Source organism: Saccharopolyspora erythraea (assembly GCF_018141105.1).
GTDB lineage: Bacteria > Actinomycetota > Actinomycetes > Mycobacteriales > Pseudonocardiaceae > Saccharopolyspora_D > Saccharopolyspora_D erythraea_A.
In genome coordinates this window covers 5,124,671-5,142,118 of record NZ_CP054839.1, presented here as the reverse complement: position 1 = coordinate 5,142,118, position 17,448 = coordinate 5,124,671, and the positions used below count along the sequence as shown (strand labels likewise).

Sequence of the window (17,448 nt, the reverse complement as noted above, 5' to 3'; positions counted from 1 at the left end):
AACCCCGGCCGTCCTCGGAACGACCGACCGCCGACGGGCTGACGGCAGGCACGCCGCCGCGCGGTGCTGCCACCAGCGGCAGCACCCACCCGGGGCCGCGCCGCTCGCGCCGGGTCCGCCGGATGTCGTCGGTCGGACGCACATCCCGCACACCTGCGATACCGAGAGGAAGAGGACTTGCTTCCCAGCCCCACGCCTCCGCCCGGACCGACTCCGCCGCCGGACCCCCGTCCGGACGTCGACATCGAGATCGAGCAGAACGACTCGCACAACCTCGTCAGCGTGCACGACGTCCTCAGCGGCAACGAGGTCGCCAACGTCGCGGCCGCCGGCAACGCCGTCGGTGACGTCGAGGAGTTCGAGCCGTCGGCGGCCTCGGTTCCCGGCGACCTGAGCGGTCTCGACCTGGAGCCCGGCCAGATCGCCGGCGACCTGGTCGAGCACCTGCCGACCGACGACCTGACCGGCGCGCTGCCGGTCGAGGACGTGGCGAGCACCCTGCCCGCGCCGGCCGAACTGCCGGTCGTGGGCGACGTCGCCGACCAGCTCGTCGGCCACGCGGACCTGCCGCTCGACCTGCTCTGAGGCACACCGCCGGTGCCGGGTCCGCCTGGCACCGGCGGCGGGCGTGGGCAAGAACCTCACCGGTCGCGAGGCCGGGTGAGCGGTTGCGCCGCTTCGAAGCTCGAAGACAGGCGCTCAGCGCCGTTGGAGCTCGGTGCGCGAGGCGGCGCCGAGCTTGCGCAGCACGCGTGCGACGTGCTGCTCCACCGTGCGCCGCGACAGGAAGAGGGCCTCGGCGATCTCCCGGTTCGTGCGGCCCCCGGCCAGCAGCCGTGCGACGTCCTGCTCGCGCGGCGAGAGCTCGTTGCCGTAACCGCGCCTGCCCCGCCGCGACGGCGTCGTGGCGCCGTGGCTGCGCAACAGGTGGCGGCACCGGGCCGCGTCGCGGGTCGCACCCAGCTCGGCGTAGCGGTCGGCCAGCTCGCCCATGCACTCCGGTCCGCCAGGTGCGCGGCGGGCAGCCAGCTCGGCCATCCGCAGCGCGCGGTAGGGCACGCCCAACCGCTCGTATTCCCGCCCTGCGCGGTGGAAATCCTGGGCCGCGGACGACGGCCGTCTCCGGTGCACGGCGATCCGGGCCCGGCATTCCAGCAGCGCCGCCTCGGCCAGCGGAGCGTCCAGAAAGGACAGACCGGCGGCCAGTTCCTCGGTCACCTTCTCCGCGTCGGCGGTCCTGCCCGCCGCGCAGTACGCCTCGACGGCTTCCGGCACCAGCTCCCCGGCCCACGCCCACACGCCCTTGTGGCGGAAGACCTCCAGCCCGCGGTCGGCCTGCCGGCACGCCTCCACGACGTCGTCCTGGGCCAGCCGGACGCTCACCACACCGCCGAAGGCCGCGAGCATCACCGGTGCGATGGAGTTGCCCGGATCCGGCAGCCCGGTGCGGGCGAAGTGCTCGGCCGCACCGTCCCAGTTCCCGTGCGCGGCATCGATCCATCCCAGCACGAGGTGCAGTTCGCTGACCACCGGCATCAGGTGCTGGTAGGTCTCGGCGAGCTGCCGCGCCCGTTCCTGGAGCCCCGCCCGGCGCCCGGCCATCCAGTCCAGCCGGATCCTGGTCGCCTCGGCGGTGCCGACCACGTACGGCGCGCCGCAGCGGGCGGCGATGCTCAGCCCGTTGCGGATGAACCGCTCGGCCTGCTCGTAGTGCCCGGTCCACGAGCACGAGTCGGCGAGGTTGCAGTAGAGGCGGGCGATGTGGCGCTGCTCGCCGACGTCGTCGGAAAGCGGGTCGACTCGCGCGAGCTGCTGCCAGGCGAGCGGGTCGCCGACGTGCATTCGTCCGCCGATCGAGTTGGCCAGCACCGCGAAGCCGGACAGGTCCCTTGGGACCGCGCCCAGCTCGCGCTCGATCCGTTGCAGCCAGCGCATGTTCTCGGCCAGCGGCGTGATGCCGATGTAGGGCAGGGCCAGCACCGCCATCCCGCGCAGGGCCAGGTCGGGCCGGGTGCCCAGGTCGTCGATGGCCAGTCGCACCTCGACCCGGCCGCGCTCGAGCGCCCCCTCCTGGCGGATCAGCAGCAGCCCGAGGCCCAGCCGCACCTCGCCGCGCACCTGTTCGGACAGCCGGGTGTCGGTGAGCAGCCGCTCCAGCTCCGCGGTGACCTCGTGCTGGTGCAGTCCGGTGAGCGCGTCCTGGCACAGCCTGCTCACCAGCCGGTTCACGTCGGCCGGTGGCACGGCGGGCTCGGCCACCAGCGACAGCCGCAGCTCCACGGCGGTGGTGGCGTCGCCCGCCTGCATGGCCAGGTCGGCGGCCTCCTCGCCGTAGCGCAGCCGCGCGGTGTGCTGACCGGCCCGCTTGGCGTGCTCGGCGAGCATGAGCAGCGGTCTCGGGTCCTGCCTGGCCAGCATGCGCAGCGCCCGGTTGTGCAGTTCCTGCCTGCGTGGTCCCGGCAGCGCGTAGTACACCGCACGCTGGGCGAGTGGGTGGCGGTAGCGGTAGCGGCCGTCCTCGTCCTCCACCAGCACCCCGGCGGTGAGCAGCTTCGAGACGGCGGTTCCCGCTCGCGCCGGTGCCAGCATCGTCATCGACGCGAGCAGCCCGAGGTCGGCCGGGCAGTCGAGCACCGCCGCGCACTCGGCGAGCGCCCGGGCGTGGGCGGGCAGGCCGTCCAGCCGCTCCAGCATCGCCTCCCGCAGCAGGGCCGGGACCTCCAGCTCGGCCAGCATCCGCTTCACGCCGCGGCCGTCCGGGCGGACGCCTCCTTCCCGCTGGCGCAGCGCGTGCAGCGTTTCCTCCAGCACGAAGGGAACTCCGGCCGTCCCGCCGTGCAGGTCGACGGCGAACTCCTGCGACACCGGCGTGCCGAGGATGGCCTGGGCGAGTCCGCCCACCTCCTCCGGCTCCAGCGGCCCCAGCACGAGGTGCGCGCTGCTGGTGCCGGGCGACGGGCGGAAGGCTCTGCCCAGCGCGGCGGAACGGCCGGGCAGCTCCTCCCTGCGGTAGGTGACCACGAGGGCGAGCCCGGGCGGCGGATCGGTCATGACGAATCGCAGCAGCTGCCGCGAACCCTCGTCGGCCCACTGGATGTCCTCGACCACCACCACGACCCTGCCGAGCGCGGCGAGCAGGTCCCGCACCGCGCGGAACAGCCGGTGGCGTTCCGCCGCCTGGTCGCCGAGCGGTTCGGGTGCCGGAGGAAGCCGGTCGGCGAGCTCGGGCAGGTACGGGCGCAGCGATCCGGTGACGGCGCTGAGCCTGCCGGGGTCCGACAGCCGCTCGGCGCATCCGCCCAGGCACTCGAACACCACGCCGTGCGGGAACGGGTCGCGCAGGGGCTGGCAGTAGCCGGTGGTCACCCACACCGGATCGGAGCGCACCGCCATCAGCAGCTCGCTGACCAGCCGGGTCTTGCCGATCCCGGCTTCGCCCTCGACGAACACCACCGACGGAGCGGTGTTCACCGCGGTGACCAGCGTGTCCAGCTCCGCGGCGCGCCCGATGAGCACCGGCGAACTCGTGCGCAGGCCCACCGAGGGCGTGTTCTGCCGGGCGGAAGAACACGCGTGTTGCGGCATCGGCTGCTCCCGGACCCGGACTCCGCACGTAATGGAGCGGTGGAGGAAGCCTAGGCAGGCCGATCTCGGCGGCGCAATCCGCCGGCGGCGGCCACCTTCAACGGTGTTTTCCCGTTTTCGCAACCGTTTCAGCGGTTGCGGGCCGCGTGGTGTCCTCGGGCAGGACAGCATGCGGCCGAGGTCGTCAGCCCTGCGTGATGTAGGACTCCAGCTGCTCCTGGCTCTGCTCCAGGGCGTCGATGCGGCTCTTGACGACGTCGCCGATGCTGACGATGCCGACCAGGGCCCCGCCCTCGACCACGGGCAGGTGGCGGACGCGGCGTTCGGTCATGATCTCGGTGAGGCCCTCGACGGTGTCCGTGGGCGCGCAGGTGATGACGTCGGTGGTCATGATCTCGGCGACGGTGGCCGTCAGCAGCTCCGCGCCGCGCTCGTCGAGGCGGCGCACGATGTCGCGCTCGGAGACGATGCCCAGCAGGTCCTCGCCCTCGCCGACCACGGCCATCGCGCCGATGTTGTGGTGCGCGAGCATCCTGAGCAGCTCGCTCACCGCGGCGGCCGGGCGGATGGTGGCGACGTCGGAGCCCTTCTTGCTCAGAATCTCGGCGATGTGCATGGGTGGTACCTCCCGGTCGGTCACGTCTTCGTGGATCGGTCCTGGGCGGTCGGCTGGCGGCTGCTCGGCGGCCGGTGCGGAGCGCGGCGGTCGGGTGCGGTAACGGTCGTTCGGTGCGAACGCCGCGAATCCCCGCGGGCTACTCATGGTAGCGGTGGGCGCAACGCCCGACGAAGTGCAAGTGAAGAGGCGGCAGCGCGGCGGAGGTGGTTCGGACCAATGTTCGTGCTCAACCCGGTGTTGCGGCCGGGTGCCGACGGCGTTCCAGCGACGCCGGAGCGAGCGGTCGACATCGGAAGGCAAGCCGGCTCCGCTGGTGCTGTCCGTCCACTGTGGCTGAAAACTCGGGGCGGGGACGTGGTTTTCGGTCGCCATGACGCGGCGCTGACGTCGAAGTGACCCCACCTGGGGAGCAAGTGGGGCCACTTCGGCGCTGCGGGTGTCTCACTCCTGGCTGAGCAGGTCCTGGAGTTCGCCCACCGCTTCGCGGAGCCGGTCGGCGAAGGCGTACATCTCGTCGGCCACCTGCCGCGGGGTGCTCAGGTAGAGGTTGAAGCGCTCCGGCAGCAGCACGTAGGCGACGCCGATGCACTGGCTGCTGGTCGAGCCGAACCCGAAGTACTGGATGTTGGTCGACGGCGCCGAGCTGGTGCTGAGGTAGTCGTCGCGCATCTTCAGCCAGCCCGGGGACTCGTAGAGGTCGAGCTGCTCGGTGGCGCCGAGCTCGGCGCCGCGCCGCTTCTGGATGAGCTGGAGCTCCCACAGGTGCTGCTCGGGAGCCTGCCCGGCCTGGCACTCCTTGGCCCGGGCCACGTGCTTGTCCGCGGCGGCGCGGAAAGCCTCCCTGCGGGTGGCGGCGCCGGCGTCCGGGTCGTCCATCGCCGCCACGAAGCGCAGCACCTCCGGCGTCACCACGCGCATGGCCTCGGTGCGTCCGTGCCGGTACTGGCGCGTCGCGATCGACTCGTAGGTCGCCCCGGTCAGCCCCTTGCTGCGCTTGTGCGCGAGCTGGTAGGCCATCTGCACGAACGCGTCCGGTGACATGCCGAGCTGCTTGGCCCGGTTCGCGCCGAAGTCCTCGAAGGACACCGCCGTGGTGGCCGTGTTGGCGGCGTAGTCGGCGAACGCGTCGGCGGCCGCGCGCACGTCGGTCTCCAAGGCGTCGTCGAGCACGAACTCGATCGGCTCCGCGGCGGGCACGCCCTGCTCCGCCGTGCCCACCTGCGCCTCGGACGACTCCTCCAGCAGGGCATCGACGAAGGTCAGGATCGTGGTGCCGTCCAGGCCGCAGTGCTCGATGTTGATTCCCGCGGTGCCGTCGGCGAACACGACCAGCGACACGGCCTTGTCGAACCAGCGGTTGCCGCTGTCACCGTGGAGCAGATGGTCGCAGGCCTGCTGGGTGTCCTGCGGGGCGAAGTCCTCCAGGCACACGCAGAACAGCGCGGTCTCCACGGCGTCGAGTGCCTCGGCGTTGGCGGGGTCCAGCGCCAGCAGCGCCTCCCGGCTGGCCGCCCATTCCGCGCGCGCCTTGGTGGTCAGGTGCCCGACCGAGCTCTCGGTTGCCGCCCGGTTCGCGCCCGCCTTCATGACGGCGCGCAGGCCGGCGCCGAGGTCGTCGGGCGAGTACGGCTCTCCCCGCTCGTCCAGCACGTCCATGCGGAACAGGTTCCCGCGGTGGAACACCGCGATGTGGCGGGCCTTCGAAGGTCCGGGCGACTCGTCGCTGTAGGGGGCGCGGACGGTGTCCTGCTCCTGACCGGGGATGCGCGTGGTGGAGAACAGGAACTTGTTCTGCTCCATCGAGAGCGGACGTCCGCGCTGCGTCACCGGCGGCAGTTCCTCGGCGTCCAGGAGCCGCTTGTACTCGAGAGCACCGGATATGAGCGCGGCAGCGCGTTCGGCCTGTTCCAGCGGTGATTCCCGGAACAGGAAGAAGAAGTTCGCGTTGAGCGCGATCCGGTCGCGGCGACCCAGGTACCGGTACGGCCAGAAGGTGTCGAGCCAGCTGTGCACGTCCTCGCGGGCGTCGTAGTCCTCCAGCGCGGCGTGCAGCACGCGGGCGGTGCTGTCCGGCCGCAGGAACCGCGACACCGCGGCTTCGGTCTCGGCCAGCTCGGTCTCGGTCAGCAGCGGCGCGCACCACTCGACGAACCGCCGGCAGCTGTCCTGCAACGCCGGCAGCGGGACCCGTGGCAGCTTCTCCTCATTACCGAAGGTACGGGGCGACCACACTTGGCTGCTGTTCAATTTCATCCTCGACTTCGATGGTGGACGGATCGTTGTTCGCCGGCGAAGCCGGCTCGGCGACCGCGCTCGCCGCGGCGACGCGCGGCCGGGAGACGAAGAGCCGGGCGTAGAACCAGCCTTCTGCCTCCAGTCCCCGCGGATCCACCCCGGCGCGGGACAGCGTATCCAGCACCTGCGACTGCTCCTCCGGGGAGGCGAACCGGCGCTGCCGGTACAGGCCGGGCAGGGACTCGGTCTCGTAGCCGGCCTCGGCGAGGCGGTCGGCGATCGGGTCGAACGGGAACATCCGCAGCACGAAGTGCGCCATCCACGGCTTTCGCACGCCGTGCGCGCCTGCCACCGCCGACAGGGTGCGCTCACCGACGTATCCCACGCAACCGGTCGAGATGACCAGGTCGGCTCGGGCGATTTCGGCGCGCTGCCCGGGAGTCGGATCCCGTGTCTCCAAATCGGCGTGCACCGCGCCGTCGAGGAAACCGGCCGACAGCGCGTAGGAGAGCGCGGGCCCGGAGCTGTCCAGGCCCACGAACCGCATTCCCGCGTCGGTGCCCCGCGAGCGCACGAGTTCGCGGTCGCGTGCGAGCAGCCAGTCGCGGTCGCGTTCGTCCGCGCCTTGGTCGCAGTAGTGCTCGTAGAGGTCGTCGATCGTCAGATCGCATTGCAGCAGCGCGGCGTTGATCCCGTAGGAGCAGCCGATGTCGAGGATCGTCGGCACCCGCACCCCGGTGGACTCGCGGTATTCCCGCACCAGCTCGGCGAAGTGCTGCTTGGCCAGCTGCGGGATGCAGTACCCGAGATCGCGCAGCGTGCGGAAGTAGGGGCGCGGATCGGGACGGGTGTAGATCTGGTCGAGTGAGACTTTCCCTGTCGCGTCGAGACGCACGGACCGTGCTCCTGTTCGGTTTCGCGGGCGGGTGAGCGGGTTCGGCCTGCTCGCTAGTCCAGCAGCTGGTCGACGCGCACCGCGCGGCCCTCGGCGGCCAGGTGCTCGGGCAGCACGCGGCCGAAGATCTGCTTGGTCCGCGCCACGCTGCCGATGACCCCGGGGCGCTCGCTGTAGGCGAAGATCGCCGTGTGCCGGGCGGTCGCACCGCGCACCGTGGTGACCCGGTGCAGCGAGTACCGGCCCCTGAACAGCTGGAGGTCGCCGGGCCGCAGCGCGATCCGGCGGACCAGGTGCTCGCCGCGTCCGGCCAGCACCGCGCGCACGTCGTCGAAGTTCTCGTCGCGCGCCGACCGGATGCCCGGGCAGTACTCGAAGACGCCTCCGTCCTCGGACTGCTGGGTCAGCAGGCTGACCGCGAACTCGTTGGTGTCGAAGTGCCAGGGGTGGTCCATGCCCGGGCGCACCACGTTGAGGCACAGCCCGGCCAGCGGGTCGGCGAGCTCGTGGACCCGGGGGACCTCCACGCATTCGGCGATGAAGCGCTGGAACAGCTCGCTGGTGTAGAGCCGGTGGACGATGGCCTGCCGGGGGACGTTGTCGCGCGCGACGAAGGCGTTGCCGCGTTCCATGGTGGCGCGCGCCGGGTGGTCCTCGGGCAGTTCGGCGTCGACGGCGATGTTGTAGGCGTTGACGACCTCGACGTCGTAATGCGCGAGCGGCGCGATCGCGTCGCCTTCGGCGCGCAGCTCCTCGTGCAGCGAGGAACGGACGAAGTTGGGCAGCACGCTGCATCCGAGCTCCCGCAGGTCCCGGCGCGCGCGGTCGACCGCATCCTTCCATGCGGTGCTGTCCGGATCGGTCAGCGGATAACGACCGGTGTCGACCACCTGCTCGACCAGCCGGGCTTCCGATGCGCTCATCAGGATCCTCTCCACGTCCGAAGCTCACCCACCCTGGACGGGCTCGTCGAACCGCCCAACGAACACCGGCCGAGGCGGTTACCGCGTGCCTGGCGACCGGGTGGCGGGTGAGGGCTTTCCGCGTGCGGTTTTCATATCCCGCGACCGCCGTGACGTGCGACAGCGATACGGGTGGTCGAGTTCGTGATCGTGGCCATATTGTGGGTGCCGCACAAGATCATGTAAGGAGCCTTTTCGCCCCGTTGCCGAGACCGGCAGCCTCGTCGCTGTCGGCGACCCCGGAGGCCGCCGCGCCGGGCGGGCTGTCACCCGATGGTGTGTCCAATTTGCTCCGGCGGGGTATGCGAGGTGGGGTGTCCTCGCCGGAGGGAGCCCGGCGCCGCTGCGGATCAGCGGTTCGGCGGGTTGGTAAAGCACATGATCGATCGACACGACGAGGTCCTGGCCGCGGTGGGGCGGGGTCGCCTGGCGCGCCGCGAGGCGACTCCACCGGCCGAAGCGGGCCCCGGCACCGTCGCGGTGTACTCGCTGGACGCCGAGGGCCGGGTGGCCAGCTGGAACCCCGACGCGCAGCGGCTGAAGGGCTATCGCGGCGAGGAGATCCTGGGGCAGCACTTCTCGGTGTTCTACCCGCCGGAGCTGGCCGCGGTCGGCTACCCGCAGGAGGAGCTCGAACGAGCGGCCGAAGTCGGCGTGCACATCGACGAGGGCTGGCGGATCCGCAAGGACGGCACCCGCTTCTGGGCCTACATCATCATCGCGGCCCGGCGCAGCGAACAGGGCGTGCTGCAGGGCTTCGTCAAGGTCGTGCGCGACGACAGCGAGGCGCACGCCCGCCAGCAGCGTTCGTACCGCCGCTTCTCCGACCTGCTCACACTCGCGCCCGTCGGTGTGTGCTTCGTCGACGACAACGACCGCGTCCGCGAGGTCAACAACGCGCTGTGCCGCCTGGTGCGCCACCCCAGGGCGGAGCTGCTGGAGATGACCGGCGCCGACCTGCTGCACCCCCTGGACGGGGGCGGGGGCCTGACCTCGGAGAACGCCCTGAGCGAGGAGGATCCCGAGACGCCGGTGTCGCGGTCGAGGGTGCTCCGGCGCTCCGACGGCGAGCCGATCCACTGCGACGTCTACTGCACGCTCTCGGTGCAGGACGACGGCAGCCACTTCTGGCTGGTGGTGTTCCAGGACGTCACCGAACGCATCCACCAGGCCGAGGTCCTCCAGCACCAGCTGAACCACGACGCGCTCACGGGGCTGCCGAACCGGCGGGGCGTGGACGAGCTGCTCGACAACGCCGGGCGGCTGGCCGTGCTGTTCTGCGACATCGACAACTTCAAGCGGATCAACGACTCCCTCGGCCACGCGGCAGGCGACGAGCTGATCGTGACCGTCGCGCAGCGGCTGCACGGGGAGCTGGGCGAGGAGTGCACGGTCGCCCGGCTCTCCGGCGACGAGTTCCTGATCGCCTGCACCGACGTCGACGCCGTCGGCGGCCTGCGGGTGCTGGCCGAACGGGTCGCGGGCATGCTGCGCATGGTCGTGCCGGTCCGGGGGCACCTGGTGCGGGTCTCGGCCTCGGTCGGCGCGGCGATGTTCCCCGAGTCCGGCACCAGCGGCGAGGACCTGCTGCGCTTCGCCGACGCCGCGATGTTCCGCGCCAAGCGGCACGGGCCCGGCCGGGTGGTGCTGGCCGACCCGGCGCTGACCGCCAGTCTTGCCGAGCAGATGGGGCTGGAGGAGCAGTTGGGCGAGGCGCTGCGCACCGACGGGCTGCGCCTGCACTACCAGCCGATCGTGGACCGGGACCGGACGGTGGTCAGCGCCGAGGCGCTGGTGCGGTGGCCGCACCCGCGGATGGGGCTGCTGTCGCCGGACGTGATCCTGCCGATCGCCGAGCAGGGCAACCTGCTGCACGAACTGGACCTGTGGGTGCTGCGCGCGGCGCTGCGGGACGCGGTCGGCTGGCCGCAGCCGGTGCGTGGGCGGCAGGTGCGGGTGTCGGCGAACCTCAGCGGCCGGTTCTCCGCCGAGGTCGAGTTCCTGGACGCGGTGGGCGCGATACTCGCCGACTCCGGCATCGACCTGCACCGGGTCGTCCTCGAGGTGACCGAGACCTCGCTGGTGGAGCTGTCGGCGGCGGCTCGCGACGCCATGCACTCGCTGATCCGGCTCGGCGTGTCGTTCGCCGTGGACGACTTCGGCACCGGGTACTCGTCGCTGGCGCGGCTCAAGGACCTGCCCGCGCAGGTCATCAAGCTCGACCGCCAGTTCATCTCCGGGCTGGAGACCCAGGAGGCCGACCGCGCGATCGTGCGCTCGGCCATCGACATGGCCCACGCCACCGACCGCCGCTGCGTCGCCGAGGGGGTGGAGACCGCCGCCCAGTTCCACCTGCTCAACGAGCTCGGCGTCGACGCCCACCAGGGCTGGCTGTTCTCCCGCCCGCTGCCGCTGGCCGACTTCCGCGCGATGGTCCGCGGCGGCCCGCTGCCGGTTCCCGACCACCAGCCCTGACAGGCCGGGCGCACCGCCGACGGGATCAGGGACCGCCGGGCGCGAGGTGGTCGGACAGGTTCCACGTGCGCCAGTCCCCGTCCGGTGCGGATCGCCCGATCGTGTCGATGATCCACGTGCGTTCCCGCTCCGGTAACCGGCTCAGCGCAGGGACCGCGTCGGCGGACAGCTCCGCCAGGTAGTGCCCGTCGAGCCTGCCGGTGGTCTCGAAGCGGTCGATGTTGCGTCCGGCGATCAGGCCCTCCGGGTTGAGGGCGGCCAGTCCGAGCAGCGCCAGCATGCCGGTGCCGACGACCGCGTTGGGCAGCCGGCGCGCACGCAGCCGGACACCAGCGGCGATGACCAGCAGGTACACCACTCCCAGCCACAGTTCGCAGGCCATCACCAGCAGCCGCAGCACGGTGTAGCCGTAGGCCGCCTGGTAGGCCCACATGCGCATGAGTGCGGAGAACACGATCAGCAGGGTCAGCACCGCCAGCATCCCGGCCAGGCCGCGCAGCAGGTTGCGGTCGAGCGCGGACCGCTTGGGCGCCCAGCGCGCGGCCGCCGCGATGACCGGCAGCGTGAGGATGGTGACGAGCATGAGCTGCCAGAAGCCGCTTCGCGCGTATCCGGCGTAGGTCAGCCGCTCGGTGTGCTGGACGTGCTGACCACCGCCGAACATCGGGGTGCTCTGCACCGCGACGAACACCGCGAACAGCAGCACCAGCAGCCCGACCGGGATCGCCCACTCCAGGCGGCGCAGCGTCCTGGCCGATCCGGCTGCCTCGGCGACCTGCGGCGGGCGGACCAGGGTGAAGGCGGCCCCGAGGCAGACGAGTGCGAAGAAGCCGAACACGAAGGTCCAGCGGAATAAGGTCAGACCGTCCAATCGCGGTGTGAGCGCCCGGACCAGCCCGGCGAACCCGTCGTCGGCGCCGGCGAACAGCGCGCCGAACACGAGCAGCAGCAGGACCCCCACCGCCACCGACGCAGCGATGCGCATTCCTCCGCTGGTGCGGTGCCTCCCGCGCATTCCGCGCACGCACCACGGCAGCGCGCGGAGAGCGCCTACCGGAACCGCCATGGCCGACACCGCGAACGTCCGCACGTCGCGGCCGTCGGCGACCGCCAGCGCGGCGGCGACGCAGGCGGTGAGCACGCACAGCGCGCAGAGCCACTCCGCTGCCCGGAACGCGCAGACGCCGAGCAGCAGCAACGCCGTCGCCGCCCACAGCAGTTGCATCGGGCGGACCTCGCGCTGCGCGCGGCGTCCTGCCGGCAACAGTGCGCCCGTGATCGCCAGACCGAGCAGCGGCCACCCGATGCCCGGTGTACCCACCGGCACGCACAGCGCGCCGCCGACCCCGCCGAGCGACGCGGCAAGCAGCACGACCGGGGCGTGCGATGTCTCGGGCGCGGGCCAGAAGGCGAACGGCGGGGGAACCGGTTGCACGGGAGGCCGCCGGCCACCGCCCGGCGTGGGACCGTGCCGAGCCGGAACCGAAGTCGGCATCGGAGTCCGGGCCGGGGCGGGAACCGAGCTCGGCGTCGGAGTCGGAGCCCAGGCCGGGGCCGGAGGGGGAGCCGGGTCCGGACCTGGAACGGGAGGTTGCTGGGACTCGTCCTGCTCCTGGCCTGGAGCCGGGACTTCGGAGTCCTGCGGCTGGGGTTCGCCCGAAGTCTCCTCCTGGGCGACCCGTTCGGGCACCTCTGCGGGTTCCGCGTCGGCGTCCACGCGGTCGCGGGCGCCCGGGGTGTCGTCGGGGTTGCCGGACATGATCCTCCAGTCGTTCGTCGGCCGTCACTCCCTCAGACGCATCGGAGGGCGCCAGGTTCACCGCACCGGGTGTACCGGTCCCGGGAGCTTTCCTCCTCCGCTCCAACCGGAACGGCCGTCCCACAATTGCGGCGCGGTCGTTTTCGCATCCGGGCGACAATTGGTCCGACCCGTTCGTAGTGATCTTTTAACAGTTTTCGAAGAATAGCCGGTTTTGGTCCGTTCAGAGGCGTGCGCAAACCGTTCCTGCCGCTAATCTCATCGCAGTTTCACAGCAGTGAAGTCTTGTCTGTTCGATTTTCAACGAAAGGCATTCGCCATGTTCGCTGCGCTGCCGGCCGCCGTCCTGACGGCGATGGCCGTCCTTCCCTCCACGATCATCATCGGCGACGACGTCCCGCCGCCGACCGGCCGGATCACCATCGACGTGGCCACCGTGAACGGTTCCGGCTGCCCAGCCGGAACCGCCGCTGTCGCGGTGTCCCCGGACAACACCTCCTTCACCGTCAGCTACAGCGACTACCTGGTGAAGGTGGGGCCCGGATCGGCGCCCACCGATTTCCGCAAGAACTGCCAGCTGAACCTCGTGGTCAACATCCCGCAGGGGTTCACCTACGGAATCGCAAGCGCCGACTACCGCGGTTTCGCCCACCTGGAACCGGGCGCGACCGGACTGGAAAAGGCGAGCTACTATTTCCAGGGGATGTCGCACACGGACTATTTCCAGACGCCCTTTTCCGGTCCGATGAGCGACAACTGGCAGGTCACCGACGCGACCGAGGTCGGCGCGATCGTCTACAAGCCGTGCGGTGAGCAGCGCAACTTCAACATCAACACCGAGCTGCGGGTGGACGCCGGTACCTCGGACCCGGCGAAGACGAGCTTCATGTCGATGGACTCCACCGACGGCAACATCGAGACCACCTACCACTTCGAGTGGAAGGAGTGCCCGAAGCCGTGATTCGGCGGCGAGGCTGAGATGACCTGTTCCGCCGGGGACGCGCGCCGTGCCCGGCGGAACAGGCGCGCGCGGGCATCCCGTGCGACGGCGTTCAGCGCGACACGGTGAAGGTCGGGGTGGTGCCGGTGAACGCGCTGACCGCGCCGGTGAGGTGCCGGGCGTGGCCGTGGTAGCGGACGCGGTAGCCGCCGGGCGCGGCGTCACCCGGAACGTCCCAGGTGACGGTCACCTTCGACGCCGCGATCCCGTCGCGCTCCCAGTGGAACCTCGTCGACCAGTCGCCGTCGTCGGCGACCGTGCGCCACCGGCCGTCCTCGTGGCGCTGCACTTCCAGGTAGGTGCCGCGCCGGTGCAGGTCGTTGCCCGGGTGGGCGCCCGCGAAGACCACGGAGACCCGCTCACCGGCGCGGTAGGAGTCGCGCGGCCCGGTCAGCACGTCGCCGAAGGCCCGCATCGGCTGCGGGACGTCCACGACGATCGGGGGTTGCAGGGAGAGCTGCGAGCCGGACAGGTCCGGCGGGACCGGCCCCAGCGGCAACCGCCTGCCGTCGCGCATGGCGGTCGCCAGCTCGGCGACGACCTGTTGCAGCGCGGGCAGCTGCCACCGCCCGAACAGGGTGCTGCCGCCCTCGTACTGCTGGGCGTCGTACTCCTCGGGCGTCGTCACGTAGTGGAAATAGGAGTTCGCGTAGCCGGCGACGAGGACGTCGGCGAGGTCGGCGCCGGCGATTCCGGCGACCGTCCGCCGCAGCCGCAGTCCCGCGCCGATCGTCACCTCGCCCGGAATGCCGATCAGGTGCAGCCGCCCGACGCGGACCAGCTGCACCGGCACCTGCTCCTGCACCCACGGGTATACGTGGTTCATCGCACCGACCGGCACCACGATCGCCTTGGGTGCCTGGGCGTCCCGCAGCTCGGGTGCCGGGCCGTAGACCACCGAGCCGGAAACGGCGTCCCAGAACGGGTTCTCGCCCTCGGCGAACCCCGGGAACGCCGGGCCGTCCTCGGTGCTGCCCGCCGCCATCGGCGCCCCGATCGCGGGCTTGCTCGTCCGGTGGGTCCTGCCGTCACCGGTGAACTCGGGGGAGACCACGACCTCGGAGAGGTCGACGTAGACCAGCCGCGAGTCGACACCACCGGTGAGCCGAACACCGGTCGCGCCGAGCTGGCGGACCGCGGCCTCGTACTGGCGGTGCCCGTTGACGCGGGTGCGCTCGAAGTCCTCCGGCGTGGCCGGTGGACGCAGGTCGAGGTTCGGTGACATGTCCCCGGCGTTGGTCTGCGCGAACGCGCTGACGAAGCCCGGATCGGCGTCGGCGCGGTAGTCGACCCGCTCGACCTCGCGCTCCCAGTGGTAGGCCGCGTATCCCTTGTTGTCGGCGCTGATCAGCCTGTTGTCGCCGGACATGCTGGTGCCGTGCGTCGCGAACCAGTTGACCGCGCCGACCGCGCGGCCGGCGCGCTCGATGCGCAGGAGCGAGGTCTGCGGGTCGATCGCGTCCGGGAAGTGCGCCCTGATGTCGCCGGGGTTGCGGTCGAACGCGGCGCGGGAGCGGTTCGCGCTGGCGTCGCGCAGTTCGCCGTGGGTGAGGGTCAGCTCGGCGGGCGCGAGGTCGGCGTGGGCGCGCTCGGCGGACTCCACGATGCCGTCGACGACCGCGTCGAAGGTCCGGCGGTGGAAGCCGATGGTGGTCAGGTTGTAGAGCAGGTGGTGCGAGTAGCCGCCTGGGCCCGCGTGCGTGTGGGTCGCGGTGATGAGCACGTTCTGCTCTGTGTAGCGGTCGCCGAAGCGTTCCCCGAGGCGGCGCAGCACGGCCTGGTGCACGCTCTCGAAGATCATCGGGGAGTCGACGACGATCAGCAGGACGGGGTCACCGCCGTCGGGCGTGGCGATGGCGAAGGAGCGCGCCCGCAGTCGGGTGTGCAGCCCGGCGGCCTGCTGGTCGAAGCGGCCGTAACCCATCATGCCGCACTCGGCGACCTCGCCCGTGGCGTCGGAGATCCCGCGCCCCACCAGGAAGGAAGCCGTTCCGGCGGCGTCGGCGCGCCCCGGCCGCGAGGCCGCCAGGCCGAGTCCTGCCGCCGCGGTCGCGCGCAGCACTGCTCGGCGGGATCTGGTGGGGAGATCGCTGACGTCCATGCAAACTCCTCAGTGGACAGTGGGGCGCTCTGGTTCCGGTGGATCCGCCGGTGTCATCCCGCGGTGTCCGCCCGGCGCGGGGAGGTCCGCGCTCGGCGAGCCGCAACCGGGAAAAATGCGAAAGAGAATCATGTTTTGTCGAGTTCTTACCCGTCGGTTGGAGAACGCGCAATACCCCGGGGCCGGTGCGGGTTCTGCCGTAATGTCGCCGACGCGGCGTCGGTGCGAGGAGTGCGCCTGCGCGCCGTGCACTGGAGGGAGCTGCCTTGAGCTTGGAATTCTGGCTGACATCGCTGGTCATCGTCGTGACGCCGGGGACCGGCGTCCTCTACACCATGGCGGCCGGGCTCGCGGCGCTGCTGCACACCAGCGCCACGGCGTTCCAGGTGCTCAAGTACCTGGGCGTGGCCTACCTGCTATACATGGCGTGGAGCACGCTGCGCGACAGGGGAGCGCTCGCGGTGGAGCGGGAGACCGCCGAGCGCTCGACCGGGAAGGTCGTCCTCTCGGGCGTGCTGGTCAACATCCTCAACCCCAAGCTGACCATCTTCTTCTTCGCGTTCCTGCCGCAGTTCGTCCCCACCGGCGAGGCCGGCGGTCTGCTGCGCATGGTCGAGCTGAGCGCGGCCTTCATGCTGCTGACGTTCGTGGTGTTCGTCGGCTACGGCGTGTTCGCCGCGGCGCTGCGCGACCACGTCATCTCCCGGCCCCGCGTGCTGACCTGGATGCGCCGGGTGTTCGCGGGGGCCTTCGGCGCTCTCGGCGTCCGGCTGGCGTTCGCCGACGCGTGACGCTTCCGCGCGCAGAAGAGGGGCGGGGACGCCACGACGTCCCCGCCCCTGCCTTCTCCTGGTCGCCCGCGTGCGATCGCCGCGGACCCGCGCCGGTCAGTCCTCGTCCGGCTTGGCGTGGTCGGGCACGCCGGGGTGCGGGTCGCGGGAGAGGTCGATGAGCGGGTGCCGCTCGGCGCCTTCGGGTGCGGCGTGCGCCGGGGCGCCGCTGCCGTCCTGGTCGTTCTGTTCGTTCTGCGTGCGGTCAGGTTCGGTGCTCACGGTGTTTCTCCTCGGTTCGGCGAGCGTTCCCGGAGGAACCCCCCAGCGCCATCTCCTTGCGATATCAGGATGCATGCCGCGCGTCCGGCGCGGTCCACAGGGGATGGGTCCGGCCGGAGCCGCGCAGACGCGGCGGATGTGGGTGCCCGGTGCTCTACTTGTGGCATCCACCACGGCGGCAGGAGACCGGCGATGCAGAAGATCACCACGTTCCTGTGGTTCGACGGGCAGGCCGAGGAGGCCGCCGAGTTCTACACCTCGATCTTCCCGGACTCGCGCATCGTGCACGTGCAGCGCTACGGCGAAGCGGGGCCGGGACCGGAGGGCGCGGTCATGACGGTGAACTTCGAGCTGGCGGGCCAGGAGTTCATCGCCCTCGACGGCGGTCCGCAGTTCAGGTTCACCGAGGCGATCTCGCTGTTCGTCGACTGCAAGTCGCAGGAGGAGGTCGACGAGCTGTGGGCGAAGCTCACCGACGGCGGTGAGGAGAGCCAGTGCGGATGGCTCAAGGACCGGTACGGGCTGTCCTGGCAGATCGTTCCGACGGTGCTCATGGACATGCTGAAGGATCCGGATCCGGTCAGGTCCGCGCGGGTGATGAAGGCGATGCTCGGGATGGGCAAGCTCGACATCCAGCGCCTCGTCGACGCCTACGAGCAGTAGGAGCGGTTCCCGCGCGACGGTAGGGGAATCGTTCCCGCGCCGAGGTCGGGTTCCCGTGAGTCATTTTTTGGTTGCCGTCGCGGCCCGGAAGACTCACGAGTG

Annotated in this window: 13 protein-coding genes; 5 read left to right on the top strand and 8 right to left on the bottom strand. The window is 71.2% G+C overall.

Going from position 1 to position 17,448, the window contains the following annotated elements:
• Positions 1-177 precede the first annotated feature (177 nt).
• A complete protein-coding gene (locus HUO13_RS23150; protein WP_211897192.1) occupies positions 178-585 on the top strand; it encodes a hypothetical protein in 408 nt (135 codons plus the stop codon).
• 114 nt (positions 586-699) lie between these two features.
• On the opposite strand, the gene HUO13_RS23145 is transcribed toward HUO13_RS23150, so the two are convergent.
• The 5 genes from HUO13_RS23145 to HUO13_RS23125 all read right to left on the bottom strand — a co-directional run bounded on the left by HUO13_RS23145 (position 700) and on the right by HUO13_RS23125 (position 8,257).
• Entirely contained in the window at positions 700-3,585 is a 2,886-nt protein-coding gene (locus HUO13_RS23145) for a LuxR family transcriptional regulator (RefSeq protein ID WP_249123973.1), read from the bottom strand.
• 184 nt (positions 3,586-3,769) lie between these two features.
• A complete protein-coding gene (locus HUO13_RS23140) occupies positions 3,770-4,201 on the bottom strand; it encodes a CBS domain-containing protein (RefSeq protein ID WP_211897191.1) in 432 nt (143 codons plus the stop codon).
• A 444-nt stretch (positions 4,202-4,645) separates the two neighbouring features.
• The gene (locus HUO13_RS23135; protein ID WP_211897190.1) at positions 4,646-6,457 is read right to left on the bottom strand and encodes a choline/carnitine O-acyltransferase; all 1,812 of its coding nucleotides are present in this window, start codon (positions 6,455-6,457) and stop codon (positions 4,646-4,648) included.
• Positions 6,411-7,334 (bottom strand): class I SAM-dependent methyltransferase, encoded by a 924-nt coding sequence (locus tag HUO13_RS23130; RefSeq protein WP_211897189.1) that lies wholly within the window; start codon positions 7,332-7,334, stop codon positions 6,411-6,413. Before HUO13_RS23130 ends, HUO13_RS23135 begins: the two co-directional genes overlap by 47 nt.
• 53 nt (positions 7,335-7,387) lie before the next feature.
• Complete coding sequence (locus tag HUO13_RS23125; RefSeq protein WP_211897188.1) at positions 7,388-8,257, bottom strand: HalD/BesD family halogenase; 870 nt, start codon at positions 8,255-8,257, stop codon at positions 7,388-7,390.
• Between the two features lie 417 nt (positions 8,258-8,674).
• On the opposite strand from HUO13_RS23125, the gene HUO13_RS23120 reads away from it, so the two are divergent.
• The gene (locus HUO13_RS23120) at positions 8,675-10,771 is read left to right on the top strand and encodes a sensor domain-containing protein (protein ID WP_211897187.1); all 2,097 of its coding nucleotides are present in this window, start codon (positions 8,675-8,677) and stop codon (positions 10,769-10,771) included.
• A 25-nt stretch (positions 10,772-10,796) separates the two neighbouring features.
• Here HUO13_RS23120 and HUO13_RS23115 read toward each other — a convergent pair whose 3' ends face one another.
• The gene (locus HUO13_RS23115) at positions 10,797-12,206 is read right to left on the bottom strand and encodes a DUF4153 domain-containing protein (RefSeq protein WP_249125160.1); all 1,410 of its coding nucleotides are present in this window, start codon (positions 12,204-12,206) and stop codon (positions 10,797-10,799) included.
• Between the two features lie 643 nt (positions 12,207-12,849).
• Between HUO13_RS23115 and HUO13_RS23110 the strand changes: the two genes are divergently transcribed.
• Positions 12,850-13,491 carry a DUF4360 domain-containing protein gene (locus HUO13_RS23110; protein ID WP_432757764.1) on the top strand — a complete coding sequence of 214 codons (642 nt, stop codon included), beginning with the start codon at positions 12,850-12,852 and terminating at the stop codon, positions 13,489-13,491.
• A gap of 91 nt (positions 13,492-13,582) precedes the next feature.
• Here HUO13_RS23110 and HUO13_RS23105 read toward each other — a convergent pair whose 3' ends face one another.
• Positions 13,583-15,631, bottom strand: a complete 2,049-nt coding sequence (locus HUO13_RS23105; protein WP_211897186.1) for a neutral/alkaline ceramidase — start codon at positions 15,629-15,631, stop codon at positions 13,583-13,585.
• Positions 15,632-15,897: 266 nt separating this feature from the next.
• Here HUO13_RS23105 and HUO13_RS23100 point away from each other — a divergent pair, with 266 nt between their 5' ends.
• The gene (locus HUO13_RS23100; RefSeq protein WP_211897185.1) at positions 15,898-16,422 is read left to right on the top strand and encodes a LysE family translocator; all 525 of its coding nucleotides are present in this window, start codon (positions 15,898-15,900) and stop codon (positions 16,420-16,422) included.
• A gap of 96 nt (positions 16,423-16,518) precedes the next feature.
• On the opposite strand, the gene HUO13_RS23095 is transcribed toward HUO13_RS23100, so the two are convergent.
• Positions 16,519-16,683 (bottom strand): hypothetical protein, encoded by a 165-nt coding sequence (locus HUO13_RS23095; RefSeq protein ID WP_211897184.1) that lies wholly within the window; start codon positions 16,681-16,683, stop codon positions 16,519-16,521.
• Positions 16,684-16,875: 192 nt separating this feature from the next.
• Between HUO13_RS23095 and HUO13_RS23090 the strand changes: the two genes are divergently transcribed.
• The gene (locus HUO13_RS23090) at positions 16,876-17,346 is read left to right on the top strand and encodes a VOC family protein (RefSeq protein ID WP_211897183.1); all 471 of its coding nucleotides are present in this window, start codon (positions 16,876-16,878) and stop codon (positions 17,344-17,346) included.
• Positions 17,347-17,448 lie beyond the last annotated feature (102 nt).